This window comes from Marinobacter sp. AN1 (assembly GCF_026013985.1).
Taxonomy (GTDB): domain Bacteria; phylum Pseudomonadota; class Gammaproteobacteria; order Pseudomonadales; family Oleiphilaceae; genus Marinobacter; species Marinobacter segnicrescens.
This window is the reverse complement of sequence record NZ_CP110342.1, coordinates 1,615,468-1,640,760: the sequence shown is the minus strand read 5'-3', so window position 1 is coordinate 1,640,760 and position 25,293 is coordinate 1,615,468. Positions and strand designations below refer to the sequence as shown.

Genomic DNA, 25,293 nt, shown 5'->3' with positions numbered 1-25,293 from the left:
CCTGTCAGGTGGCTGGCGCCGTCTCTGACGGATTTTCCTTACGGCGACGGCGCACCTGCAGCCAGCCCAGCAGCGCCAGCAGGGCCAGCGCAGGAATGTACACTAACTCCCTTGGCGGTCGTTCCTGCGGGACCCGGACCACGTCAATGGTCGAGCCGAACTCCAGCCCGGCTCTCTCTGCCGGACTGTCGAAACCGATGAAGTCGACGGTATAACGATCACCATCCGGGCTGCCCTCAATACCCATACTCATCAGTCGCTCTTCCGGCGTCCCGCCTTCCGCAATCGGCAGCTGCATCCAGGTGGAGCGCTCGTCACCGGAGATATCCAGGAGGGTGACCTGCAACACGACATAGTCAACCTCGGGATCTTCCGCCAACACCTCGATCTGGTCGACGATTTGAGCACCGGGTTGCTCGGCATATTCCGGATAAATTCGATCCCACCAGAAACCCGGACGGAACAGGGTGAACGCGATGAGAATCAGCAGCGCCGACTCCCACTTATGGCTTCGGGTCAGCCAGTAGCCCTGGGTCGCCGCCGAGAACGCGAGAATAGCCACCACGGCACTGACGATAGTGCTCACCAGGTCCAGGGGGCCGGTCAGTCCAATCAACAGCAACTGGGTATTGAAGATAAACATGAACGGTAGAACAGCCGTGCGGATGTCGTAGGCGAAGCCCTGGATACCGGTACGGATAGGGTCTGCCCCGGATATCGCCGCCGCTGCATAGGCGGCCAACCCCACCGGTGGCGTGTCATCTGCCAGGATACCGAAATAGAACACAAACAGGTGGACGGCGATCAGCGGCACCAGCAAGCCGTTCTCTGCGCCCAGGGTAACGATAACCGGCGCCATCAGGGTAGAAACCACGATGTAGTTGGCGGTGGTGGGCAACCCCATGCCCAGCAGCAGGCTGATCAGGGCGGTGAATATCAGCATCAGCATCAGGTTGCCGCCAGATATGAACTCGACAAACTCGGTCATCACCAGCCCGATACCGGTCAGGGTTACCGTACCGACCACGATACCCGCCGTTGCCGTAGCCACACCGATACCCACCATGTTGCGACCGCCGGTAGCAAAGGCGTGTAACAGCTCTGACCAGCCCTGATAAATGGATTTCCCGATACCTTCGTGCTTGCGGAAGAACGCCAGCAAGGGTCGTTGGGTCAACACGATAAACACCATGAACAGAGTGGCCCAGAAAGCGGACAGCTGGGGCGAGAAACGCTCAACGGTGAGACACCAGACCAGCACGACCACCGGCAACAGGTAGTAAAGGCCGGTTTTTACGGTTGGCGCAACCTCCGGCAACTGGGTCATGTCTGTACTGCCGTCGTCCACCTCCAGGGGTGGGAATTTCGCGGCATAGGCCACCAGGGCCATGTAGACGACCAGCAAGAGGGGCCCGAGCACCCAGACGGCCGCATCCCCCAACAAGGTCTTGGTCCAGCCAATACCATAATAGACCGCGAAGCTGAGGATGATCAGGCCAAGCAACAACACCACCCAGGTGAGCATGCGCTGGGCCAGGGTCGGCTTGTTCAGGCGCTCGATGCCCTTCATACCCAGCTTGCAGGCTTCCAGGTGGACAATGTAGATCAGTGCCACGTAGGAGATGAGCGCTGGCAGTATGGCGTGCTTGATCACCTCCAGGTAGGAGATGCCCACGTACTCCACCATCAGGAAGGCGGCAGCACCCATAATCGGGGGCGTCAGCTGGCCGTTGGTGGAGGCGGCAACCTCAACCGCACCGGACTTGGTGGCCGGGAAGCCCACGCGCTTCATCAGCGGGATGGTAAAGGTGCCGGTGGTGACGACGTTGGCAATCGATGAGCCAGAAATAACGCCGGAGAGACCGCTGGAGACCACAGCTGCCTTGGCCGGCCCACCGCGCATGTGCCCCAGGAGCGCATAGGCCACCTTGATAAAGTAATTACCGGCACCGGCCTTCTCCAGCAGGGCGCCGAACAGAACGAAGAGAAACACGAAGGTGGTGGAGACCCCGAGCGCAACGCCGAAGACCCCCTCGGTACCCAACCATTGATGGGAAGCCAGCTTGTTAAGGCTTGCTCCCTTGTGGGCAATCACATCCGGCATCCAGGGCCCAGCGAGGGAATAGGTAATGAATACCGCGGCCACCACCGTCAGGGGGAGCCCCAGCGCCCGCCGGGTGGCTTCCAGCAACAGCACCAGGCCGCCCAGGGCAACGACCAGATCCTGGGTGATGGGCGCACCCGGGCGCTCAGAGAGCTGGTCATAGAACAGGAACAGATAGGCCGCTGAGAAAGAAGCGGCGAGCGCCAGTATCCAGTCGAACCAGGGGATATGGGTGTCGTGGCGGCCCCGGAACATGGGGAACGCGGTGAATGCCAGGAACGTCGCGAAGGCCAGGTGGATGGAGCGGGCCTCAGTGGAATTGAGGATGCCAAAATTGACGATGTATGGCAGCGGCGAGGCGATCCATAGCTGGAACAGCGACCATACCAGCGGAACAATAAAAAGCAGGACAGACGCCGGCCCGGTCAGCGCCCTGCCCCCGGTTTCCGTCTGCATTACTTCGTGGATCTTCGAGACGTCAACGTTATCGGGCGCGGAGGGATCGCGGTTGGTCATGGGGCCGGTTCCATCGGAATTTCACGGTTCAGACAAAAACCGCCGGAGGCAGAACCCCCGGCGGTACAGCTCAGGCACTCAGTCCGATCACTCGATCAGGCCGGCCTCGCGGTAGTACTTTTCGGCACCCTTGTGCAGCGGCGCACTCAGGGCGTCGGATACCATTTCTTCCTTCTGCAGGTTGCCAAAGGCCGGATGCAGGCGCTTGAAGCTGTCGAAGTTCTCAAACACGGCCTTGACCACTTCATAGACCACATCCTCGTCCACATCGGAAGAGGTAACAAAGGTAGCCGCAACACCAAAGGTCTTCACGTCTTCTTCGTTACCGCGGTACATGCCGCCGGGAATGGTGGCTACCCGATAGTAGGGGTGTTCCTCGACCAGGGTTTTGGTGGCCTCATTGTCGACGGCCACGATGGTGCTGTCACAGGAGGTCGTAGCCTCCTTGATGGCGCCGGAGGGGTGACCAACCGTGTAGAAGAATGCGTCAATATTGCCGTCACACAGGGCCTGGGACTGCTCGGCGGCCTTCAGCTCGGCGGCCAGGGAGAACTTGTCCATATCCCAGCCCATTTCTGCCATCAGTACCTCGGCGGTGGCCCGCTGGCCGGAGCCCGGGTTGCCCACGGAAACCCGCTTGCCTTCCAGGTCCTCGAAGGTCTTGATACCAGAGCCCTTGCTGGCCACAACGGTGAACGGCTCCGGATGCAACGAGAATACTGCCCGCAGCTTCTCGACCTTTGCGCCCTCGAATTCACTGGTGCCGTTATAGGCATGGTACTGCCAGTCAGACTGCGCAACCGCCAGGTCAAGTTCGCCCTGGCTGATGGCGTTCAGGTTATACACGGAGCCACCGGTGCTTTCCACGGAGCAGCGAATGCCGTGTTCCTTGCGGTCCATGTTGACCAGGCGGCAGATAGCGCCACCGGCCGGATAGTAGACGCCTGTAACCCCGCCAGTACCAATAGTCACGAAGCGCTGTTCCTGCGCGGACACCGACATGGAGCCTGCGGCCAGACCAACGGAGGCGGCCAGGGCCAGGGTGGAGGCTTTGAGTCGCAGTGCGGTTCGGATTGCCATAAACGATTCCTTCTTGATTCGTATTTTTTGGAGCAGATTCCGGCCAGCCTGGCCGCAAACAGCGCGACCCTCGCCCGGAATCCGGCAGCGGGACGTAACAAAACGTCACATTCTCAGCTTTTCAGAACATAGCCCAGATCGGGCCCAAAATAAAGCCGCAGACCCGATAACCATCTGAGTCTGCGACCTTTAATGGTGCGCAGACGCACTGAAACCTCAATCCGCCAGGCTCTTGTGGACAATCTCGTAGACATCCCGGGACAGGCCACCCTTGTCACGAACCGATTCCAGCGCCTTGCGCATGCCTTCGCTGTAGACCGGGGCAAACTTGCGCCACCGGGTCAGTGGTGCGGCCAGGCGGGCTGCGATCTGGGGGTTACTGTCGTCCAGGCGACGGATGGTATCGGCCAGGAACCGGTAACCGGAACCTTCCTGGTCGTGGAAGTGCACCAGGTTCTGGCCCGCAAAGGCCCCGACAACAGAGCGAATCTTGTTGGGGTTTTTCCAGTCAAAGGCCTCATGCTCCAGCAGACGGCGCACCGACGGCAGGTCGCCGGTGACCGGGCTGGCCGCCTGGATAGAGAACCACTGCTCCACCACCTGTGGATCCTGGTGCCACCGCTGGTAGAACGCCTCCAGCGCCCGGCCCCGCTCTGCCTCAAACGGAGAGTTGACCAGCGCCCGCAGGGCACCGGCCTGGTCTGTCATATTGGTCGCGCTTTCAAACTGCCCCAGCGCCAGGCTGAGGGCCCCTTCATCGCCGATATGGAGCAGCCAGGACAGGGCCATGTTACGCAGGCTTCGGCTGGCGACATCTTCCGGTGTTACCTGGTATGGCTCGGCTGGTTGCTGCCGACGGTAGCAGTCCAGCAGTTCTTCCCGCAGGGCGGTAGCCAGCACCTTCACCACCCGCTCACGGGCATGGTGAATAATCTGCACGTCGGGCTTGTCTGCGAGCTCGATCAGGTAGGCCTCGGTGGGCAACTGCAGCATCTTCGCGACCAGCGCCTGGTCCGCATCCCGGTCATTCAGCAGCGTGCGGCTGGCTTCGACAAGCCGTGGATCCACTTCTGCTTCGGCATGACCGGACAGTTCACGGATCACCTCCACCGCCAGCCGTTGACCTGCGTCCCAGCGGTTGAAGCCATCGCTGTCGTGACTCATCAGGAACATCAGCTGGTCGCGGGTCCAGGGGTAGTTCACCCGCACCGGAGCCGAGAAGTTACGCAACAGCGACGGCACCGGCCGGCTGGCGATACCTGTAAATTCAAACGTATGGCTCTTTTCTGTCAGTTCCAGCACCCGGGTGGTCACTCCGGCGGAGTGCTCACCAGCAAGGGTGAGGGGGATATCGGTACCGTTGGCAGCCAGCAGTCCCAGTGCGAACGGAATGTGCTGGGGTTTCTTGCCGGTCTGACCAGGGGTGTCAGGAATTGACTGGGCCACCGTCAGGCGATAGGTCTGGCTGGCCTCGTCATAGTCATCTTCCACCGTTAGCACCGGCGTCCCCGCCTGCTCGTACCACAGCCGGAACTGGCTCAGATCACGACCGCTGGCGTCTTCCATGGCGCGGACGAAGTCGTCGGTGGTTACCGCCTGGCCATCATGGCGCTCGAAGTAGAGGTCGCTGCCTTTGCGGAACAGTTCCGGGCCCAGCAGCGTATGAATCATCCGCACAACTTCATTGCCTTTCTCATAGATGGTCAGGGTGTAGAAGTTGGAAATCTCCATGTACGAAGCGGGCCGCACCGGATGGGCCATGGGGCCTGCGTCCTCGGCAAACTGGGCGGTGCGCAGTAGCGTGGCATCCTCGATTCGCTTCACCGTGGGCGATCCCATATCGGCGGAGAACTGCGAGTCCCGGAATACAGTAAAGCCTTCCTTCAGGCTAAGCTGGAACCAGTCACGACAGGTCACCCGGTTACCGGACCAGTTATGGAAGTATTCGTGGGCCACGATGGCCTCGATGCGCTGGAACGCCATGTCGGTTTCCGACTCGGGGCGGGCCAGCACACAGGATGAGTTGAAGATGTTGAGACCCTTGTTTTCCATGGCCCCCATATTGAAGTCATCCACCGCCACGATCATGAAGATATCCAGGTCGTACTCGCGGCCGTAAGTTTCCTCGTCCCAGCGCATGGAGCGCTTGAGGGAGTCCATGGCGTGGGCGGTCTTGTCCGCGTTGCGGGGCTCCACGTAGATTCGCAGGTCGATCTCCCGGCCGGACATGGTGCGGAAGGTATCGTTTTTTTCCACCAGGGCACCGGCCACCAGGGCAAACAGGTAGCTGGGCTTCGGGAACGGGTCTTCCCAGGTCACAAAGTGGCGGCCGTTATCCAGCTCACCGCTGTCGACAGGGTTACCGTTGGACAGCAGCACCGGGTAGGCAGCCTTATCCGCCTCTATCCGGGTACGGAACCGGGCCATCACATCCGGCCGGTCCGGGAAGAAAGTGATGCAGCGGAATCCTTCGGCCTCGCACTGTGTACAAAACATGCCGGACGACTTGTAGAGGCCCTCAAGCCGAGTGTTGTTCTGGGGCTCAATCCAGGTCACCACCCGCAATTCGAACGCATCCGGTACCGAAGGCACCACCAGAAGGTCGCTCCGGTCCTCGTACTCATCCTTTGCCAATTCACGGCCATCCAGGTGAACGGATTGAAGTTGCAGGGAATCTCCGTTCAACTCCAGCGGACTGCCCTGCCCGTGCGCTTCGGGATTACGCCGGATGCTGAGGCTACTGTGTACACGGGCGCCGTCTTCAAACAGCTCGAAACGCAGGTCAGCATGGTCTACCAGGAAGTCCGGCACCCGGTATTCACTGAGGTAAATGGTCTTCGGTTGACTTGTACGCATGGTGTTACTCCGACAGAACCCGCACACGGACATCGTAGGCCGTGTACTTGCGAATATTGATAACGCCCGTGTCCAGCATCAGGTACTGGCCCTTGATGCCCTGTAACACGCCGGTTGCCACGGGCTCCTTGTCCAGGTTGTGGGTCTTGATCTTCTGCGGCCAGGCGGCTACCGGGTAATCCAGCTGCCAGGGCGGGTCATCAGCCACTTCAATGCTGCGCGGCCCGTGCTCGGAAGCCAGCCGGTCCAGGTCAGGTGCAATACGTTCCAGTAACCCTGCCCGCTCGGCCACCAGATCCAGCGCCGGTGCTTCGCCCTTTAGCATGGTTCGCCAGTTGGTGCGGTCCGCCACATGCTGCTTGCAGGCTACTTCCACCAGCCCGGCCAGGTATCGGGTGGCTACTCGCAGCATGGGTATCGCCGCTACGGCGCCCTGGTCGATCCAGCGGGTAGGCACCTGGCTGGCACGGGTTATACCAACCTTGAGTCCGGAGGAGTTGGCCAGGTAAACCACATGACCGGTCATACAATGGGTTTCGCCCCACTCCGGTTCACGACAGGTGCCCAGGTGATAATGGCACTTTTCCGGGCTCATGATGCAGGTGTCGCACGCTGCCAGGCGTTTGAAGCAGGGGTAGCAATACCCCTGATTGAAGCTTTTGCTGGTCTTGCGGTTGCAGTGGATGCAGCGAATCTCGCCACTGTAGGCAATCTCGATGGTTTGGCCCATCAACTCGTTCAGGGGCAGTTCCTGGTCACCCACCCTGAGCCGGTAACTCACCGGCTGATCTGGCGTCGCCGGCATTTTCACCAGCCGGCCGCTGGCCTCGTGCAGTTGGTTCAAGGGTACCTCAGCTGACAATACGGATGGTCTCGGGCCCTTCATCCTTGCCGGATGACTCGGAGCCACAGTTATTGCGTTCGATATACCCCACCCGGTCCGGCTCGGGGATATTGTGGGTCTGCTCGTAGTGGATCACCGCCTCAAGGCATGTCCGACGCTGCTCGTCGGTTACCTTGCGACCATCAGGCCACTTGCCCAGTTCGATGGCTCGACGCAGGTTCTGGTAGACCGTCGGATCGAGCCGTTGAATTAATTCCTCGTAAGTCATGAAAAAACTCCCGCAATGGGTTTGACAGCCTTAAACGAAAATGATTATCATTATCTCACCAAATGACGCGGTCGTTTCATTTGGTTCTCTCTCATCAGGAGCTTCGAGCTCACTTAATGCCCCGCCACTGGCGGGGCTTTTTTTGTCTGACAACGGGCTGGCACAGCTCAGACCGTGCGCCTCTGTCCTGGCGGCGGCACCAGCATCGCCACCAACAGGCCTCCCAGGAAACCACCCAGGTGCGCTTCATTGGCCATGCGCCCGATACCCAGCACTTCCGGCAAGGGCGTGAACCCGATAATCATCCACACCAGCGCAAAGGTCACCAGGGCCGGCGGGAACTGGAATCGGGGCTGTCGCTGCTGGCTGAGCCAGCAATAGCCGAGCACCCCATACACCACTCCGGAAAGCCCGCCGAACAAGGGTCCTGACACCAGGTACTGAAGCGTGTTGGAGGCAAGGCTGGTAACCAGGAACAGCGTCACGAAACGCCCCTTGCCGTCCATCCACTCCACCTGACTACCCAGAAACCAGAGCATCACGGCGTTAAACAGGATATGCATCACGCTGAAGTGCAGAAAATCCGGCGTAATAAGCCGCCAGACCTGCCCCGACGCCAGGGTTTCGGTGAGCCCCGCCAGGCGACCCTGAAAGCTCTGCCAGTCATGGAAGCGGGGGTCCACATACATGAACCATGCGGATACCAGGTTCTCCCCCAGGCCAGTCATCCACGCCACCACCGCCGCGATTGCGATCATGGCGAACACCAGGGGCGCATGCCGGGGGGATGGCTGCCAACGACCTCCGCGAACCGGCGCACGTCCGGCCTGGTTTACCCGCTCCCTTACATTTTCGTCCCGCATGTACTGCTCCAGCGCGGCCAGTACCGGCTCCGCCTGCTCTGGGTGAGCCAGCCACAGCACCTGGCTGTCCGGCTCCCGGGTAATGCGATGCTGCACCCCCTGCTGCCCCAGCCAGGTGCTGAACCCGGCCAGGTCTGCTTCCGGGGCCAGTTCCTTGATTCGATGCAAAGCCGTTACCTCGCCACGCTGTCTTCGGTCTGGAAGCTGCCACTGAGTTCCGGCCGCTCCACGTTCACGTAGACGAATTTTTCCGGCAGCAGTTCCTGCTCGCCGTCCATGCGATAGGCCACCAGTTTGCCGTATTTCACTGCACTGTAATCGAGACAGGCTACGTTGGGCTTTAATGGGGCGGGTTTGCCTTCCATCCAGTAGTGACCCACAAAAACAGGCCGCTCACCTCGCGGGTAGCGCAGGATTTCCCGGCGCTCTTTCTCCGACAACTCGCGACGGGCCACGTCTTCCGGCAACGGATCCGGCTGGAATACCACATCGCCGTAGGTGCGGGGATCATCGGCCCAGAACTTGGTGCGGAAGAACTTGCGGGTGTAACCGTCACGGCCGGTTATGGACATGCCATCAGGCAGCGGCAGGTCGGTGCCCCGCAGCAGGGTGTCCATCACCTGGCCGGCAAACGACTCGATAGCCGCCGAGGCATGGAGGAAATCCTCATCGATACAGGGACTGCCCTGGGTTTCGAGGAATTGACGAATCAACCGCTCATCCCAGCAGGCATGAACCGCCCGGAATTCTTCCTCCTCAATGAACAGGGGGATGTCGTAGAACCACTCCAGGAACTCATTCCACTCATGGGAATAACGATCAAACTGCTCCAGGGTCTCCCGTATCAGCCGGTCATGGCGGGCATTGTGCTCCCTGAGGAACGTCTTGCCGCTGCCTGGCCGGGCTCGGGTGCAATAGCCCAGGGCATTGTACTCATGGTTGCCCATAACGATCCGCGCCGAACCATGCTCCACCATGTCACGGACCAGGTGCAGGGCCTCACGGATGCGCGGCCCCCGGTCGATGATATCGCCAATAAAAATGGCCTGGCGTTTCCGGTGCTGGTAAATACCGTTGATCTTTCGGTACCCCATCTGCTCCAGCAGGTGCTCCAGGGTATGGGCGCAGCCATGTATGTCGCCGATAATGTCATAGCCCCGTGAGGGCGAACGTGCACTTGCCATGATCAACTCGCTGTTATCTCGCTGGCCCAACCGAGCTTTTCGCGGCAGGTGGCGTAGAAGTTGTGATCCTTCGGGTGTATCAGTCGGATTTTGAAAGGCTTCTTGGTGATACGGATGATGTCCCCAGGAGCACAGGCGATGTCCATCTGGCCATCGAAGCTGATCTGGGGGTAGGTCTCATTGGTGTCACCGATCACCAGCTTGATTTCGCTCTTGCCGTCCACCACGATTGGCCGGCTGCTAAGGGTATGGGGAAACATGGGTACCAGCACCACCGCATCCAGCTTCGGATGCATGATCGGACCACCGGCGGAGAGGGAGTAGGCTGTAGAGCCTGTCGGTGTGGAAACGATCAGGCCGTCAGATCGCTGACTGTAGACAAAGTGACCATCGATATACAGGTCGAAACCAATCATCCGCGTGGACTTGCCCGGGTGAAGCACCACATCGTTCAACGCGCTGCCAAACCCCAACGGCTGGCCGTCCCGCTCCAGGTTGCCGTCCAGCAAAAAGCGGTTTTCCTCAATGTACTCCCCCTGTAACACCTCGCCAAGGCGCTCTTCAAGGTCTGACGGTGAGATATCGGTGAGAAACCCCAGCCGCCCCCGGTTGACACCCAGCAACGGGATCTTGGACTTGGCCAGTTCCCGGGCGGCGCCCAGCAGGCTGCCGTCGCCCCCGACCACAATAACCAGGTCACAGATCTCCCCCATGAGCTTCTTGCTGGCCACCTGCAGGCCATGGCCCGGAAGCATGCCAGCCGTATCCTGCTCAAGGATCACCTGGTAGTTTTCGCTGAGCAGATAGCTCCGGAGTGCACGCAGCGTCTCAACTACCTTGACGCTACCCATGCGGCCGATAACACCGATATTCCTGAATTGATCCATTAAAGCTCTCAGTCTGGTCAGTGGCGCGGGTGTACCCCTGACCAGAACCCGGGGCTGATCAGAAGCGCCCTACCATCTTAACGAATTACGCATGGATTCTGAAAAGGATTGTCCCGCCGAAGCAAAGGATCAGGAGGCTGCGTGCTGCTCGCAGCGGTCATGGACACCAGGCTCGAAGTCCGCTGGCCGGCCGATACGCATCACCGGCTGGCCGCAAACGTCGCCCTTCTGTTTGCCCGACGCGCGGCAGACAGGGTTTTCGTAGTGATCCAGCCAGCGACGGTAGGCAGGCTCGGACAGACCGCACTTCCCGGCCGCGTAACCTGTCGGATTGTCGAAATATTTGCGCAGGTCACTAAATGGCAGGGTAAGGTGCCCTACCCCGGGGTGATAGCCCACCAGGAAGACCTTCTGGTCCTGCAGCTGACGCACGATGGTGTCCTCATCTGGCGCCTGGTTGCGGGCATCCCCAAGCGCCTTTTCCAGCTCGTGGTTGGTCCGCACCTGACCATCCAGCTCCCGCTGCTTTCGGTCCAGTTGCTCCCGCAGCAAAACCACTTCTGCCTGCGCGGCCTCTTCGAGGCCGGCCGGAGCATCTGAAACCACCGCCTGTATCTCTTCCAGCTGCTCACGCAACTCACCGACCTGCAGGTTCCGGCGTTCCAGGCGCTTCTTGAGCTTGCTGGACTCCAGCTTCGCCCGTTGCAGCTGCCTGTCCAGTTCGGTCTTTTCCTCCTGCCAGGCCTGGCGCTCAAGGCGATGCTCCCGCTGCATGGCCGCCAGTGAGTCCTGGTGGGCACCCTGCAGGGTCTTGATGCGCAGGCGTTGCTCCCGAATGATATGGGCGAGGCGGTTCCGCTGGGCGGCGGCTTCCTGGGCGGCAATATCTGTATCGGGCTTTCCCAGTGCGGTCCTCAGAACCGGGATCTGTTCATCACCACCCCGGTTCTTACGCTTGTACTTGAGATGGTTGGCCTCGACGGCCTTGCGGATGGACTGAAAGTGGTTGGAGCCCGGTGTCATGTCCGGATCCCACAACTCAGACCGGAAACGTTTTTCCGGGCAGCGGCTGCGACAGACCAGGCGAATCGGGCCCGCCCCCATATCCGGACCTGCAGAACCCTGTTGGGCAAGGGACTCTACCGGGATGTTCCAGTGGCTATCGGCCCGGCCTTCCTCATCGAAATAGATACGAAAAAAGACCAGCCCACGCACCAGCAAGTCATCGCCCATCTGGACAAAGACTGCCCGCACATCGGTATCCGCCAGATCTGACAGCCCGACATAGCCATCGAGGAAGGCGTCAAACTCCGTCGCCCGCATCTGCCGTGCGACGTCGATTCCATCCATCAGAAATACCGCTGCGTATCCGTCTTCCGATGGATCGGCTAAAGCCATTCAACGCCTCCCCGAGCAATACCTGAGTTACCAATCATGCCGCCACCCAACGGGTCACGGCCTTGCACCTGATACAGCAGTGTGCAGGCTGTGACGCATTTTAGCCAGATGTGTCGTTCTGCGGCAGCGCAGATCTGTGCGAATTTGTGACTGAGTGCCACCCGGGCAGCTAACCATGGCCCACCCGGACAGCATCATGGTCAGAGTGCGGCTGCGAGTCGGCTACCCTGGTCAATAGCTCGCTTGGCATCCAGTTCCGCTGCAACGTCGGCGCCACCAATCAGGTGTACCGGCAAGCCAGCGTTCTCCAGTTCGGCCTGCAGTTCCCTCAGGGGCTCCTGGCCTGCGCAAATGACAACGGTATCCACCTCCAGCACCCGATCCTCACCGGAGCCGTCCTTGCCAGCGAGGGTAACGTGCAACCCTTCGTCATCAATACGACGGTAGGTAACACCTGGCACCATGTGAACGCCTTTCATCTTGAGAGCCGACCGGTGAATCCAGCCGGTGGTCTTGCCGAGGCCCTTTCCGACCTTGGAAGCCTTGCGCTGAAGCAGCCAGATTTCCCGGGCAGGCGGCGTCACATCCGGGTCAACCCCTTCAACACCACCGCGGTGCTCGACCGACAGGTCCACCCCCCACTCCTTCATGAACGCGTGCTTGTCCAGGGACACCGACTTGCCCTGATGAACCAGGAACTCGGACACATCAAAGCCGATACCGCCAGCGCCTACGACAGCAACACGCTTACCGACCGGCTTTCGCTCAAGCAGGGCGTCGATGTAACCAATCACTTTCGGGTGGTCGATACCCTCAATTTCCGGGATACGCGGCTTGATGCCTGTCGCCAGGATAACTTCGTCGAACCCGCCCTGTTTCAGCATGTCCGCATCAGCGCGCACGCCCAGCCTGACGTCGACACCCAATTTGTCCAGCATGACCCGGTAATACCGAAGGGTCTCGTGGAACTCCTCCTTGCCCGGAATGCGTTTAGCCAGGTTAAACTGGCCACCTATCTCATCAGCGGAGTCAACCAGCGTCACCTTGTGGCCACGCTGGGCGGCGGCCGTAGCAAACGCCAGGCCGGCAGGACCTGCGCCGACTACCGCGAGTTTTTTGGGCTGCCCCGCCGGCGTGTAGTTCAACTCGGTTTCATAACAGGCACGCGGGTTGACCAGACAACTGGTCAGCTTGCCGGAGAAGGTGTGGTCCAGACAGGCCTGGTTACAGCCAATGCAGGTATTGATCTCGTCGGCCCGATCTTCAGCCGCCTTCAGTACCAGGTCAGAGTCTGCCAGGAAAGGCCGCGCCATGGACACCATATCCGCCTCGCCGGAGGCCAGGATCTGCTCCGCCACGTCGGGCATGTTGATGCGGTTGGTGGTTACCAGCGGGATGGACACTTCACGCTTCATGCGCGCAGTGACCTCAGTGAACGCACCCCGGGGCACAGAGGTGGCAATGGTCGGTACCCGGGCCTCATGCCAACCTATGCCGGTATTGATGATGGTCGCACCAGCCTGTTCAATGGCCTTACCCAGCTGGACCACCTCATCCCAGGTGCTGCCCTCTTCCACCAGGTCCAGCATGGACAGACGGTAGATGATGATGAAGTTCGGGCCCACCTGCTCCCGAACCCGGCGGACAATCTCGATGGGCAAGCGAATACGGTTCTCATAGCTGCCACCCCAGCGGTCCGTGCGCTTGTTGGTACGCTCGACAATAAACTGGTTAATGAAGTACCCCTCGGAACCCATGACCTCAACGCCATCGTAACCAGCCCGTTGAGCCAGTACAGAGGCGGTCACATAGTCATCGATCTGCTTTTCGATGCCCGCGTCATCGAGCTCATTGGGTGTAAACGGGTTGATCGGCGCCTGCACGGCCGAGGGTGCAACCAGCTTCGGATGGTAAGCGTAGCGACCGGCATGGAGGATCTGCATGCAGATCTTGCCGTCGGCTTCGTGCACGGCCTGGGTAATCACCTTGTGCTGATCGGACTCTTCGTCGGTGGTCATCTTCGCCGCGCCTGGCCCTACGGAACCCTCAACGTTCGGACCAATACCACCGGTCACAATCAGGCCGGCGCCACCTCGGGCCCGCTCGGCGTAGAACGCCGCCAGGCGCTCAAAACCATTGGGGCGCTCTTCGAGGCCAAGGTGCATGGAACCCATCAGGGTCCGGTTACGAAGGGTGGTAAACCCCAGGTCCAGGGGTTCAAGAAGATGCGGGTAGCGGGCTTTGCCCGGCTGTGCGGAGGTCGTCATTATAGGGTCTCTCAACTTTTCTTTATTTGCGGGCAACTCAAAAGATCGAGGGTCGGCACCGGGGGTAACGTTCCGGGACCTTCAAAAACATGGACGTTTTTGAAGAGCCTACATGGACGTATTCACGGCGTGTCCCGGAACGTTACCCCCGGTGGCGGCCCCCTGCTCCAAGACCATCGATCCTGACGGAATCAAGGCAAGTAGTCAGTCAACGCTGCCAGTGCCCGACTAAAGTAGAGATTTGCTCGCAAGAGCTCAAGAGCCGAAGAGAAGTTTCCGGAACAAAAATCGCCCACCTTCCGGCAAAAGTCCCAGAATGGAGATAGGAAATAAAGAGAAGAAAACAAAAACAAAAGAGGAGAAAAAATGGCGGAGCGGACGGGACTCGAACCCGCGACCCCCGGCGTGACAGGCCGGTATTCTAACCAGCTGAACTACCGCTCCGCGCTGGGTTGCCACTAACCTGAAACCGAAGGAGAAGATTTCAGCTGAACAGCCTGCCTGACTGCTCTGTGACAACGAGGGCGCATTATAAAGATGGCTCCCGGCATGTCAACGTTTTTGCTGAAAACTTTTAAGAATTAGTTTCCCGGTTCGGTGGAGCCACTGGCAACGTGAAGTAGAAGACCGCACCAGCACCGTCAGGACGCTCGAACCCGATCTCACCACCCTGGGCCTGAATCAGTGACCGACACAGTGTCAGGCCAATACCCATACCTTCCTGCTTGGTGGTAAAAAACGGCAGAAACAGCTTCTGCTCCGCATCCTCGGGAAGACCCTCACCATGGTCGCGAACATCAATCCGCACCGTGTGATCGTCAAGCATGCGGGCAGCCACCGATACCGGCTCCCTTGAACCGGCGCTACGGGTGGATTCCAGGGCGTTGCGAATCAGGTTGAGGGCCACCTGCTGAACCTGAATGGGGTCAGCCACTACATCCGGGACGTCGTCAGCCACCTGAACGTTGACGCCACCATCATTATTACGGGCATCCACTTCCGCAAACAGGCGAGTCTCTTCCAGCAAGCCACCCACAGAAAGCACTTCCTTGCCTACCGCCGGCTTACGCACAAAGCCGCGAATGCGTTTTACCACCTCGCTGGCCCGGTGGGACTGGGCTTCGATTTTCTCAAGGGTCTGGGAGAGCAAGTCCGGATCAGGGTCATCGGTGCGGAGCATGCGCAGGGCAACCCGGGCGTAGTTGGTGATGGCGGTGAGGGGCTGGTTTACCTCGTGGGCAAAGCCCGCTGCCATTTCACCCATGGTGGCCATACGGGACGCATGGGCAAGCTGGTCACGCTGTTCCTGAACCATGTTGCGGGCGTCTTCCAGGGCCTGTTCGCTTTCCAGTTCAGTCGTGATGTCACGGAAAACAACCACGGCGCCGGTAAGCTGTCCGTCCTCTTTCTTCGGGGTGGCGCGATACTCCGCCGGAAAGGCGGTGCCATCGGCCCGGTAAAGGGTGACGTTGCGCTGGTGTTCAGCAATACCCTGACTGCAGGTGGCCTGGACGGGAAGCAACGCGGACTCACTGGGCTCTGCCCCATCGCGCGTGTCGGCTTGCTCACCTGGTTCCTCCCAGAGCGCACCAGAGCAAGGCCGGGGCTGACGGAAGTGGAGCTCGAAGAAGTTCTGCCCGATGAGCTCTTCCACACCGCAGCCACTGATCACACTGGCTGCAGGGTTTGCGAAGGCGATATTGCCCTCAGCGTCCAGGCCATAGATGCCCTCGCTGATGGCATTGAGAATACGGCTCTGATCACTTTCCAGCTCCCGGTTGCGTTGCTGCAGGGCACGCTCGAGGCGAATAACCCGGGCGTGGGTACCCACCCTGGCAATGACCTCCTGGGCCTGGAATGGCTTTGATATGTAATCCGCACCGCCGAGGGAGAAGCCCCGCAGCTTTGCATCAACATCGTCCAACGCTGACAGGAATACCACGGCAGAGTCCGCCGTCGTCGGATCAGCCTTGAGACGTTCACAGACCTGGTAGCCATCCAGGTCGGGCATCATGATATCCAGCAGTATGACTTCGGGGTGATGACGCTGTGCCAGGCTCAGGGCCTTTTCACCGTCGTTGGCGATCAGCAGGCGATAACCCCGGTCCTTCAACGTTTCATAAAGGACCTTGAGGTTCTGGGCGTTATCGTCGACGAGAAGTACCGTAGGCTCGGTACTGGCCTGATCAGTCATAGGTTACTGCCGGTTGAAAAGGTACGGGGATGATGGGCCGTATTTCATCCGACGTCGATAAGGTCCTTTACGGACAATACCATGCGAACCAGGTGTGCCAGCGAGTGCGTCCCCATCTTGTGCATAACACGGGACCGGTGGATCTCCACGGTGCGCTGGCTGATGTCCAGTTCAATGGCGATCACCTTGTTGGCCTGGCCAGCAATCATCCGTTCCATGATCTCGGTTTCACGAGGTGTCAGGGTCTTGATCTTGCGGACAATCTCCTGGCGCTCACCAAGGGTCTTGCGCTGCTCCCGGTCCTGCTCCAGGGCGGACTCGATCTTTTCCAGCAAAGCCTCCTCACGGTAGGGCTTCTGGATGAAGTCCACTGCGCCTTCCTTCATGGCATCGACCGCCAGGGGTACATCCCCATGGCCAGTCACAAAGATAATGGGCAACAATGAGTGACGGGCATTGAGCTTTTTCTGCAGCTCCATGCCATCCATGCCCGGCATGCGAATATCCAGCACGATACAGCCAGCCATTTCCTCGGAATAATCGCCCAGAAAATCGGTGGCGCTGGGGTAGGTTTTTACCTGCTTGCCATCGGACTTCAGCAGAAGTTCCAGTGAATCGCGTACCGCCTCGTCGTCCTCGACCACGTACACGGTTTGCTGGATGTCTGTCATTGTTGTCGCTCCTGTGGTGGTTGGCCCTGACACGAAACCGGGCACCTGTCCGAACAGCCCTGCGAATCCGGGACTTATCCGGTAGTTTCCAAGAGGTTAATGGATCGTGGAGTCCTTTGCAGCCCCTGAGTGCGCATCATGCTCCTGGCGCTCGTGCTCCCGCATGTCTGCCAGGCGTTTTGCAATCGCGCCGAATACGGTGCCTCTCGGGTAGTTACCCTTGCGGTCAGCCCGCCCTGCAGGCTTACCGAGAAGCAACTCGATAGCTTGCTCGACCGTGTGAACCGAGTAGATATGGAACTGCCCTTCGCGAACAGCATTCACGACCTGGCTCTCGAGCATCAGGTTCTGGACGTTGGTGGCAGGAATGACCACCCCCTGGGTTCCGGTAAGGCCCTTGATCACACAGGTCTCGAAAAAGCCTTCAATTTTTTCATTGGCGCCACCAATGGGCTGGATCTCGCCAAACTGGTTCATGGACCCGGTGATGGCAAGGTCCTGTCGCACCGGAATATCAGCAAGTGCGGAAACCAGCGCACACAGTTCCGCCACCGAGGCGCTGTCGCCGTCCACCTCGCCGTAGTTCTGCTCAAAGGTGAGGCTGGCCGACAAATGCATGGGATCCTTGCGGGCAAACCGGGAAGACAGCCAGGCGCTCAGGATCATTACCCCCTTGGAATGGATGTTACCGCCCAACTTGACGTCCCGCTCTATGTCCATGACGTCACCGTCACCGTAATAGCAGGTAGCGGTTACCCGATTGGAAAGTCCGAACTCAAAGCCACCCGTGGACAGGACCGACAGCGCGTTCACCTGTCCGGTTCGTTTGCCCTCGGTGGTGACCAGGGTGGAACCGTCGCGGACCGCGTCATAGAACTGGTCACGAATCCTGCTGCTGCGATAACGGGCACTGGCCAGGGCCTGTTCGACATGGTCCGCATGTATCAGGCGCGCACCGGCCTGGCGGGCCCAGTAGTCTGACTCTCTCAACAGATTGGCGATATCTGCCGCGTGCAGCGACAGCCGTCCCTGGTGCTCTGCGGTGCGGGAGCTGTATTCAATGATGCGAGCCACCGCCTTGCGGTCACAGTGAAGCAGGGACTTTTCGTGCACCAGGCTGGCAATAAACTTGGCGTAGAGAACCTGGCTTTCCGGGGTTCGGCGCATCTCGTTCTCGAAATCCGCTGTGACCCGGAAAAGCTCCGCGAATTCCGGGTCATATTCCTGCAGCAGCATCCAGGTTTCCCGGTCACCGAACAGCACAATCTTGACGTCCAGCGGAATTGCCTCCGGCTCGAGCGAGATGGTGCCTGACAGAGTCAGCTCCCGCTCCAGGGAATTGATCATGATCGACTTGCCACGCAGGGCGCGCTTGAGGCCATCCCAGACGAACGGCTGCTCCAGCACCTTGATGGCATCCATCAGCAGGTACCCCCCGTTGGCCCGGTGCAGGCTGCCCGGACGGATCAGGGAGTAGTCAGTGAATACCGTACCCTTGAAAGTCACATTCTCCACATACCCGAACAGGTTGTGGTAGGTGGGGTTGTCCTCAACCACCACTGGCACTTCGTCATTCTTCTGGTGAACCAGCAGATTGACGAGGTACCGACGGGGCATTTTCTTGTCCAGGGACGCGTAGGCAATCGCCGCCTGCTCTTCGTTGTCATCCAGGAAGATATCCAGGTTTTCTGCCAGGTCCTTGCGCACGGCCTCCAGATAGGCAACCACATCCGGCAGGCTTTCATAGCGGGCCGTCAGCTCATCGATCTGATGACCTGAAATGGACTCCAGTGTTTCCTGGTTAAGGGCCTGCTGCTTCTCGGCGTACTCCTGTTCCCAGTCCGCAATCTTTCGAACCGCCTGACGGAGTTTCTTCTCGAGTTTGTTAATGTCTTCTTCAAACTTGTTGCGCTGGGCCTCAGTCAACCGGGCAAATGTCTCGGCGGTATGGGGCTCGTCACCGTTCATCGCCACGAGGCGATAGCCGCCAGGCGTGGTCAGCGTCAGGCTGACCTTCCTGCGCTTTGCCTGGTTAGCCACTTTCTCCAGTTCGTCTTCCTGTTTCTTGCCATACTCATTCTTCAACTGTTCGGCACGTTCAAGGAAGTTGTCACTGTCGAAGGTCTGGGGAATCATCTTTACCAGCCGGGACATGAGCTTTTCCATGTCCTGCTTCAGGTTCGCGCCCTCCCCCGCCGGCAGGCACAGCATCCGGGGCACCCTGGGGTCATCGAAGTTGGCAACGTAACACCAGTCATGGATCCGGTGCTCTTCATCCGAATGGTGTTCCAGGTAACGCAGCATCATGGTGCGCTTACCCAGTCCGTTGCGCCCCACCGCGTAGACGTTGTAGCCCCCATGCGGCATGGAAAGCGCAAAGCGGACCGCTTCCTGCGCGCGGTTCTGGCCCACGATTTCAGCCAGCGGATCCAGCTGCCGGGTGGTCTTGAAGGGGAGATCCTTGAGTACGCAAGCCTTGTAAAGCTGATTCAGGGGCAATGCCTTCAATGTGATGTCCTGTTGTTGCCAGTTAGGGAATCAGGGGGCGGTCAGCCGGCATTTCCGGCGCCGAGGAACCCGCCATTGTAGGATGTTGACGAACAACTGTCGCGTTCCGTAGGAGAACCGCGCTGAGCTGTGGAGCAGCACACAGTTTTTGACTAAAGGTTGACCAGGTGCCGCCGATAACCGAGTTGAAGGTCAAATCTGACAAACCGATGCAACAGCCCACTTTCCGTTGTCGGCCAGGAGCGCCGGGAGAGTTTTCACAGGGAGACTGACTTGTGGACATTCTGAAAACGCTGACTCATTCGCTTTCAGCACTGGAGCAACCGAGAAAGGTCCCGGCAAAGGAGGTCGTGCGAGTAGAAGACGCCCGACCAACACCTGAGGAGCCGGTAACAGATCGTCGGGTACAGCCGGACCGTCGTCGCCGGCAACTACCCTTCAAGGGGCAGGAGCGCCGTCGCAAAGGCAGCCGGCGACGGCCCTTGCTGCTGAACCCGAGGACCCGTCAGCCTGCTGACCTGGAAGATCGTCGGGGGCGCAATATCAGTACCAATGCCTGAGCGGCATGTGGCGAAACCCTGACTTGCCGAACAGACAACCCGGGGAGACTACCGGGTGTTATCAAAGCAGGCCGGCATCAAGGCTGGCTGCCAGCGTCATGCCCAGCTCCCGACACTGATCCTCGAATTCATTTCGATACTCGCCCCGACACAGCAGTGGCTCCTGCACCTGGCGCCAACGCAGCCCCGTAGTAATGCTTTCGATTGCCCGGCGGGTACCCGTACCGTCGTGGCCGGCACGAACATAAAAGCTGAAGGGTAATCCCTGGGTTTTATCCAGGCAGGGATAATAACTGCGATCAAAGAAGTCCTTGAGGGCGCCGCTCATATAACCCAGGTTCTCTGTGGTGCCGAGCAAAATGGCATCGCACCACAACACGTCGTCTGGCCCCGCGTCGAGCGGAGCAAGTACCCGGACGTCGACATTCTCGATGTCCGGGTGCCTGGCGCCCTCCTCCACCGCATCCCGCAGCTTGCAGGTATTTGGCGACGGGGCGTGGGCTACGATCAGCAGCTTTCTGGAATCCCCCACAGGAAGCTCCTTGCCTGCCGGATAATCAGAGCAGTTCGTCGTTGGTTTCTTCTGCCGTTGCCTCGGCAACCGCTTTCTCTTTGGGCACCGGCTTGGGCATCAGCTTTTCACGGATAGCCGTCTCAATCTCGGTTGCCACCTCAGGGTTTTCTTCCAGGAACTTGGCAGCATTAGCTTTGCCCTGACCGATCTTGTCACCCTTGTAGGCATACCAGGCGCCCGACTTATCCACGAAGCCTTCCTTCACGCCCATATCCAGCACTTCAGCCATATGGTAAATGCCCTTGCCGTACATGATCTGGAATTCAGCCTGCTTGAAGGGCGGCGACACCTTGTTCTTGACGACTTTCACCCGGGTCTCGTTGCCCACGACTTCGTCGCCTTCCTTTACAGATCCGATGCGGCGGATATCCAGGCGGACGGAAGAATAGAACTTGAGTGCATTACCACCGGTGGTGGTTTCCGGACTGCCAAACATGACGCCGATTTTCATGCGGATCTGGTTGATGAAGACCATCAGACAGTTGGCGTGCTTGACGTTACCGGTCAGCTTGCGCAGTGCCTGTGACATAAGGCGGGCCTGCAAACCAACGTGGCTGTCGCCCATCTCGCCTTCGATTTCCGCCTTTGGCGTCAGTGCCGCTACCGAGTCGACAATAATCACGTCAACGGCATTAGAGCGGACCAGCATATCGGCAATTTCAAGGGCCTGTTCACCGGTGTCCGGCTGGGAGACCAGCAAATCGTCTACGTTAACACCCAGCTTTTCCGCATAGATCGGGTCCAGCGCATGCTCGGCGTCGACAAATGCACAGGTCTTGCCCTGCTTCTGGGCCTCTGCGACCACCTGAAGGGTCAGCGTGGTCTTACCGGAGCTCTCCGGGCCATAGATTTCCACAATCCGGCCATACGGCAGACCACCAATACCCAGGGCTACATCCAGCCCGAGTGAGCCGGTGGAAACCGCCGGGATGGCTTCACGGGGCTGATCGCCCATCTTCATGACGGCACCCTTGCCAAACTGGCGCTCAATCTGGCTTAGCGCGGCGTTCAGTGCTTTCTTGCGATTATCTTCCATCGGTACAAACCCTCAATAGTCCTGGCCGTCTGCCCGGGCCGGTTACTGTATACTTGAACAGTATTAAAACACAGTCGCGACAGCAGACCAACCCCTTTCAGGGAAACCCGCCGTATCAGTCGTTTACGGCTTCTGCAGGTAATCAAGCAGGCCCTGCAGGGCATAGACCACACTCTGGCGGCGCACCGCATCCCGATCACCCTCGAAATGACAGCACTGGGCGACAATACCAGTGCCCGGCGACCCCCAGGCAAACCAGACCGTACCTACCGGCTTGTCCTCGCTGCCCCCGCCGGGGCCGGCAACACCGCTGGTGGCGATAGCGTAGTCGGCGCCACTGGCCCTCACCGCACCCGCCACCATCTGCCGCACTACCGGCTCACTGACGGCGCCATGCTCCGCGAGAACTGAAGAGGGAACCTGCAGCAGGTCACATTTCATACTATTGCTATAGGTGATCAGCCCCCCCAGGACATAGGCTGACGAACCGGCCCGGTCTGTCAGCGCCTTGACCAGCCAGCCGCCGGTGCAGCTCTCGGCGGTCACGACGGTCTCCCCCCTCAGGGAGAGCAGATCACCGAGCTGCTGAACCGTTTGTTGAAGCGTTGTTTCCCTGAGCATTCACACACCTCCTCATTTCATCCGCTGGCCGTTTCTCTTACAATCCGGTGGCCTGCCCGGGCCTCCCCTGGTTTGCGCACACCCGGACAGAATACTGGCCGGTGATTGTCCGATTCTACACGGGCAGTAAACAGACTCCAGACAGAGACCGCACAACTTTAACCGGACGTTTTCATGTCGGCAGCCCAGAAAGACCAGTCCCAGCATACTCCCATGATTCGCCAGTATCTCAAGATCAAGGGCGAACACCCCAATGAACTGCTGTTCTATCGTATGGGGGATTTCTACGAGCTGTTCTATGAGGATGCCCGGAAGGCGGCTGAGCTGATCGACATCACCCTGACCGCCCGGGGTCAGTCCGGGGGGAGCCCTATCCCCATGGCCGGGGTGCCCTACCATGCGGCGGAAAACTACATCGCCCGGCTGGTCCGGGCCGGTCAGTCTATCGCCATCTGCGAACAGGTTGGTGATCCCGCTACCGCAAAGGGTCCTGTAGAACGCAAGGTGGTACGCATTATCACCCCCGGTACCCTGAGTGACGAAGCGTTCCTCGAGGACCGCAGGGACAACCTCCTGCTGGCGATCCATCACAGTCGCGGCGGCTTTGGTATCGCCACCCTGGACATTTCCAGCGGGCGTTTCGCGGTTTCGGAGATTTCGGGGGTCGATGCCCTGCAGGAGGAAATCCAGCGACTGAGCCCGGCGGAAGTGCTGATCAGCGAAGACTTCCCCTACCAGGATGTACTCGAAGGTCTCAGCGGAGTCAGACGCCAGGGCCCCTGGCTGTTTGAAGGCGACACGGCCCACCGCTTGCTGACCCAGCAACTCCAGGTCAGGGACCTGACCGGGTTCGGCTGCGAAGACCTGACCCTGGCCATCTGCGCCGCCGGCTGCCTGCTGCAATATGCCCGGGAAACCCAGCGCACTGCCCTGCCGCACATCCGCAAGCTTACCAGGGAACGCCGGGAAGACGCGGTGGTACTGGACGCCACCAGTCGCCGCAACCTGGAGATCGACACCAACCTGCTGGGTGGTCACCAACATACCCTGGCCTGGGTCATGGACCGTACCGCGACTGCCATGGGCGCCAGACAGCTGCGGCGCTGGCTGAACCGTCCGCTGCGGGATGCAGACCAGGTGCGACAGCGCCAGCATGCCGTGGCCGCCTTGCTGGATGGCTTCCACTATGAGCCCGTGCATGACTTGCTCAAACGGGTGGGCGATATCGAGCGTATCCTGGCGCGAGTTGCCCTGCGTTCGGCCCGGCCCCGTGACCTGGCCCGGTTGCGGGATGCCTTCTCGGCCCTGCCCGACCTTCAGCAGGCGCTGACCCCGGTCAACTCCCACCACGTGGTTCGGCTGGCAACCAGCATCAGCGACTATCCGGAACTGAGCGACCTGCTGGAACGCGCCGTTATCGACAACCCACCGGTAGTGATACGGGACGGCGGCGTGATCCGGGAAGGCTATGATGAGGAGCTTGATGAGCTTCGAAATATCAGTGAGAACGCTGGCCAGTACCTGCTGGACGTGGAAACCCGTGAGCGCGAACGTACCGGTATCAGCACCCTGAAGGTGGGCTACAACCGGGTTCACGGCTATTACATCGAGATTAGCCGGGCACAGTCCGACCAGGCCCCGGTTGACTACATCCGCCGCCAGACCCTGAAAAATGCCGAGCGGTTTATCACGCCAGAGCTCAAGGAATTTGAGGACAAGGCACTGAGCGCAAAGAGCCGCGCCCTGGCCAGGGAAAAGGGTCTTTACGACGAACTGCTGGAACGCCTGGCCGAACAGCTGCCCCAGCTGCAGGACAGCGCCCAGGCCCTGGCCGAGCTGGATGTGCTGGTGAACTTCGCCGAACGGGCCACCAGCCTGCGCCTGATCGCCCCCGAATTTCGGGCCGAGCCTGGCCTCGATGTTGAAGCCGGCCGCCATCCGGTGGTGGAACAACTGCTGGATGAACCCTTCGTGCCAAATAATGTGCTGATGGACGAGCAGCGCCGGATGCTGGTCATCACCGGTCCCAACATGGGCGGCAAGTCCACCTACATGCGCCAGACCGCGCTGATTGCGCTGCTGGCCTACTGCGGGAGCTTTGTTCCCGCTGATCGTGCAATCCTTGGCCCGGTGGATCGTATCTTCACCCGTATGGGGTCATCCGACGACATCGCCGGGGGTCGCTCCACCTTTATGGTGGAAATGACCGAAACCGCCAACATCCTGCACAACGCCACCGCCCACAGTCTGGTGCTGATGGACGAGGTAGGTCGTGGCACCAGTACCTTTGATGGCCTCTCGCTGGCTTGGGCGACGGCGGAACACCTGGCCCGGGTCATCGGGTGTTATACCCTGTTCGCCACCCACTACTTCGAGCTGACGCAACTGGCGGACCAGCTGGAACATGCGGTCAACGTGCACCTGACGGCCACCGAGCACGAAGACAGCATTGTTTTCCTGCACACAGTGCATGACGGGCCCGCAAGCCAGAGTTATGGCCTACAGGTGGCGCAGCTGGCCGGGGTACCCCACAGCGTTATCCAGCATGCGCGCCAGCAGCTTAAGCGACTGGAAGGCGAAAGCAGCGGTACCGTGAGCCTCGCAGCAATACCAGCTACCAGCAAGGTACAACCGCCGTCAGCGCCAGAGGTGTTTCAGGGCGATATGTTCGCCAGCCTCGAGCCCAGCGCCGTTGAACGGGCACTGGAGGCGCTGGACCCGGACGACCTTACCCCGCGCCAGGCCCTGGAACAGCTTTACGAACTGCGACGTATGCTAAAGGCCTGAAGCTCTCACTCATAAGGTTATAGCGCCGCGGCGCTTGCGGGGCGCGCGGCCGCTCCCTACAATATCCGGCGCCGA

At 59.8% G+C, this 25,293-nt stretch carries 18 protein-coding genes and 1 tRNA gene; 2 read left to right on the top strand and 17 right to left on the bottom strand.

Translation table 11 applies throughout. The features are described 5' to 3' along the window. Positions 1 to 4: 4 nt before the first annotated feature. The 14 genes from LJ360_RS07500 to LJ360_RS07435 all read right to left on the bottom strand — a co-directional run bounded on the left by LJ360_RS07500 (position 5) and on the right by LJ360_RS07435 (position 19,640). Positions 5 to 2,620 (bottom strand): TRAP transporter permease, encoded by a 2,616-nt coding sequence (locus tag LJ360_RS07500; RefSeq protein ID WP_264995751.1) that lies wholly within the window; start codon positions 2,618 to 2,620, stop codon positions 5 to 7. Between the two features lie 87 nt (positions 2,621 to 2,707). After that, complete coding sequence (locus tag LJ360_RS07495) at positions 2,708 to 3,700, bottom strand: TAXI family TRAP transporter solute-binding subunit (protein ID WP_091849453.1); 993 nt, start codon at positions 3,698 to 3,700, stop codon at positions 2,708 to 2,710. 216 nt (positions 3,701 to 3,916) lie between these two features. Beyond that, positions 3,917 to 6,556: an aminopeptidase N gene (gene pepN / locus LJ360_RS07490; RefSeq protein WP_264995750.1), complete on the bottom strand. Its 2,640-nt coding sequence runs from the start codon at positions 6,554 to 6,556 to the stop codon at positions 3,917 to 3,919. 4 nt (positions 6,557 to 6,560) lie between these two features. Beyond that, positions 6,561 to 7,400 carry a DUF2797 domain-containing protein gene (locus LJ360_RS07485; RefSeq protein ID WP_264995749.1) on the bottom strand — a complete coding sequence of 280 codons (840 nt, stop codon included), beginning with the start codon at positions 7,398 to 7,400 and terminating at the stop codon, positions 6,561 to 6,563. A gap of 7 nt (positions 7,401 to 7,407) precedes the next feature. Beyond that, the gene (locus LJ360_RS07480) at positions 7,408 to 7,668 is read right to left on the bottom strand and encodes a YeaC family protein (RefSeq protein WP_091849449.1); all 261 of its coding nucleotides are present in this window, start codon (positions 7,666 to 7,668) and stop codon (positions 7,408 to 7,410) included. Between the two features lie 167 nt (positions 7,669 to 7,835). Then, positions 7,836 to 8,699, bottom strand: a complete 864-nt coding sequence (locus LJ360_RS07475) for a rhomboid family intramembrane serine protease (RefSeq protein ID WP_264995748.1) — start codon at positions 8,697 to 8,699, stop codon at positions 7,836 to 7,838. Positions 8,700 to 8,704: 5 nt separating this feature from the next. Continuing rightward, positions 8,705 to 9,715 carry a metallophosphoesterase gene (locus LJ360_RS07470; RefSeq protein WP_264995747.1) on the bottom strand — a complete coding sequence of 337 codons (1,011 nt, stop codon included), beginning with the start codon at positions 9,713 to 9,715 and terminating at the stop codon, positions 8,705 to 8,707. 2 nt (positions 9,716 to 9,717) lie between these two features. Continuing rightward, complete coding sequence (locus tag LJ360_RS07465; protein ID WP_264995746.1) at positions 9,718 to 10,602, bottom strand: NAD(+) kinase; 885 nt, start codon at positions 10,600 to 10,602, stop codon at positions 9,718 to 9,720. A gap of 129 nt (positions 10,603 to 10,731) precedes the next feature. Beyond that, positions 10,732 to 12,000: a DNA repair protein gene (locus LJ360_RS07460; RefSeq protein WP_264995745.1), complete on the bottom strand. Its 1,269-nt coding sequence runs from the start codon at positions 11,998 to 12,000 to the stop codon at positions 10,732 to 10,734. Between the two features lie 200 nt (positions 12,001 to 12,200). Further along, positions 12,201 to 14,267: an NADPH-dependent 2,4-dienoyl-CoA reductase gene (locus LJ360_RS07455; protein ID WP_264995744.1), complete on the bottom strand. Its 2,067-nt coding sequence runs from the start codon at positions 14,265 to 14,267 to the stop codon at positions 12,201 to 12,203. 367 nt (positions 14,268 to 14,634) lie between these two features. Next, positions 14,635 to 14,711, bottom strand: a tRNA-Asp gene (locus LJ360_RS07450). 130 nt (positions 14,712 to 14,841) lie between these two features. Beyond that, positions 14,842 to 16,461 (bottom strand): response regulator, encoded by a 1,620-nt coding sequence (locus LJ360_RS07445; RefSeq protein ID WP_264995743.1) that lies wholly within the window; start codon positions 16,459 to 16,461, stop codon positions 14,842 to 14,844. 44 nt (positions 16,462 to 16,505) lie between these two features. Further along, entirely contained in the window at positions 16,506 to 17,132 is a 627-nt protein-coding gene (fixJ, locus tag LJ360_RS07440) for a response regulator FixJ (RefSeq protein ID WP_264995742.1), read from the bottom strand. 96 nt (positions 17,133 to 17,228) lie between these two features. Continuing rightward, the gene (locus LJ360_RS07435; RefSeq protein ID WP_264995741.1) at positions 17,229 to 19,640 is read right to left on the bottom strand and encodes a Lon protease family protein; all 2,412 of its coding nucleotides are present in this window, start codon (positions 19,638 to 19,640) and stop codon (positions 17,229 to 17,231) included. A gap of 275 nt (positions 19,641 to 19,915) precedes the next feature. Here LJ360_RS07435 and LJ360_RS07430 point away from each other — a divergent pair, with 275 nt between their 5' ends. Next, positions 19,916 to 20,200, top strand: a complete 285-nt coding sequence (locus LJ360_RS07430) for a hypothetical protein (RefSeq protein ID WP_264995740.1) — start codon at positions 19,916 to 19,918, stop codon at positions 20,198 to 20,200. 61 nt (positions 20,201 to 20,261) lie between these two features. Here the strand turns inward: LJ360_RS07430 and LJ360_RS07425 are convergent, their stop codons facing one another. The 3 genes from LJ360_RS07425 to LJ360_RS07415 form a co-directional block, all read right to left on the bottom strand. Then, complete coding sequence (locus tag LJ360_RS07425) at positions 20,262 to 20,732, bottom strand: flavodoxin family protein (RefSeq protein ID WP_264995739.1); 471 nt, start codon at positions 20,730 to 20,732, stop codon at positions 20,262 to 20,264. Between the two features lie 25 nt (positions 20,733 to 20,757). Further along, positions 20,758 to 21,810, bottom strand: coding sequence for a recombinase RecA (gene recA / locus LJ360_RS07420; protein ID WP_264995738.1), 1,053 nt, complete (start codon positions 21,808 to 21,810; stop codon positions 20,758 to 20,760). Between the two features lie 123 nt (positions 21,811 to 21,933). Then, on the bottom strand, positions 21,934 to 22,431 hold the full coding sequence (locus LJ360_RS07415; RefSeq protein WP_264995737.1) for a CinA family protein: 498 nt from the start codon (positions 22,429 to 22,431) through the stop codon (positions 21,934 to 21,936). 174 nt (positions 22,432 to 22,605) lie between these two features. On the opposite strand from LJ360_RS07415, the gene mutS reads away from it, so the two are divergent. Further along, positions 22,606 to 25,218: a DNA mismatch repair protein MutS gene (gene mutS / locus LJ360_RS07410; protein ID WP_264995736.1), complete on the top strand. Its 2,613-nt coding sequence runs from the start codon at positions 22,606 to 22,608 to the stop codon at positions 25,216 to 25,218. Positions 25,219 to 25,293 lie beyond the last annotated feature (75 nt).

Bases quoted from the DNA above. Each gene is read 5' to 3' on its own strand.
- fixJ (WP_264995742.1), bottom strand. From the start codon at position 17,132: ATGACAGACATCCAGCAAACCGTGTACGTGGTCGAGGACGACGAGGCG.
- LJ360_RS07460 (WP_264995745.1), bottom strand. From the start codon at position 12,000: ATGGCTTTAGCCGATCCATCGGAAGACGGATACGCAGCGGTATTTCTG.
- LJ360_RS07445 (WP_264995743.1), bottom strand. From the start codon at position 16,461: ATGACTGATCAGGCCAGTACCGAGCCTACGGTACTTCTCGTCGACGAT.
- LJ360_RS07500 (WP_264995751.1), bottom strand. From the start codon at position 2,620: ATGACCAACCGCGATCCCTCCGCGCCCGATAACGTTGACGTCTCGAAG.
- mutS (WP_264995736.1), top strand. From the start codon at position 22,606: ATGTCGGCAGCCCAGAAAGACCAGTCCCAGCATACTCCCATGATTCGC.
- LJ360_RS07415 (WP_264995737.1), bottom strand. From the start codon at position 22,431: ATGCTCAGGGAAACAACGCTTCAACAAACGGTTCAGCAGCTCGGTGAT.
- pepN (WP_264995750.1), bottom strand. From the start codon at position 6,556: ATGCGTACAAGTCAACCGAAGACCATTTACCTCAGTGAATACCGGGTG.
- LJ360_RS07465 (WP_264995746.1), bottom strand. From the start codon at position 10,602: ATGGATCAATTCAGGAATATCGGTGTTATCGGCCGCATGGGTAGCGTC.
- recA (WP_264995738.1), bottom strand. From the start codon at position 21,810: ATGGAAGATAATCGCAAGAAAGCACTGAACGCCGCGCTAAGCCAGATT.
- LJ360_RS07470 (WP_264995747.1), bottom strand. From the start codon at position 9,715: ATGGCAAGTGCACGTTCGCCCTCACGGGGCTATGACATTATCGGCGAC.
- LJ360_RS07455 (WP_264995744.1), bottom strand. From the start codon at position 14,267: ATGACGACCTCCGCACAGCCGGGCAAAGCCCGCTACCCGCATCTTCTT.
- LJ360_RS07480 (WP_091849449.1), bottom strand. From the start codon at position 7,668: ATGACTTACGAGGAATTAATTCAACGGCTCGATCCGACGGTCTACCAG.
- LJ360_RS07495 (WP_091849453.1), bottom strand. From the start codon at position 3,700: ATGGCAATCCGAACCGCACTGCGACTCAAAGCCTCCACCCTGGCCCTG.